The sequence below is a fragment of the Pseudoalteromonas sp. SG45-2 genome (assembly GCF_014164115.1).
Taxonomy (GTDB): domain Bacteria; phylum Pseudomonadota; class Gammaproteobacteria; order Enterobacterales; family Alteromonadaceae; genus Pseudoalteromonas; species Pseudoalteromonas distincta.
On sequence record NZ_JACJEO010000064.1, the window covers coordinates 1 to 619 of the forward strand.

Sequence of the window (619 nt, forward strand, 5' to 3'; positions counted from 1 at the left end):
CACTGTGACCAAGCTGATGTTGAAGTTGATGAAGCGGCATCCCTAACTCAAGTTGATGTGTTGCATAAGCATGGCGTAATACATGTGGATTACAGTGCTTTAAACCACACATTTGTGCATGTTTTCTCAATGCCTTTCTGAAGCTTGAGGGTGACATGGATTTATCCATTAACCATCGTGAATAAAACATCCAGCCCGTTGGGTGATACATTTTCCAATAGCAACGTAATTGATTTAGCACGCTATCTGATACAACAACATAGCGTGACTTATCTCCTTTACCCTGTTCAATTAAAATGGTTTTACGCTGTCCATCGATGTCTTGCACTTTGATGCGCAGCAGTTCGCCAATACGCAAACCACATCCATAACACACCACTATCAATGTTTTTAAGCGCATATCGGTGCAACTTTCTATAAGCCGTCGCATGTCATCGCGCGATAAATACGTGGGTGCGCGAAGTTTTACTTTTGGCAGTACAATATCTAAGTTTAGTGGCCGATGTAAAATATTCTTAAACAAGAACCAAATACTGTTTATCTGTATTTTTTGGCTTGCTCTAGAAAGTTTACGAATCGCAGGATCGTTAAAAAAGGCGTTAAGTTCCTCATCAGTAAT

The 619-nt window shown here is 40.2% G+C and carries 1 protein-coding gene; it reads right to left on the reverse strand.

The window, feature by feature from the left end; genetic code table 11:
• On the reverse strand, positions 1–619 hold a 619-nt coding region (locus tag H5116_RS20095; protein WP_259398899.1), incomplete at both ends, for a tyrosine-type recombinase/integrase.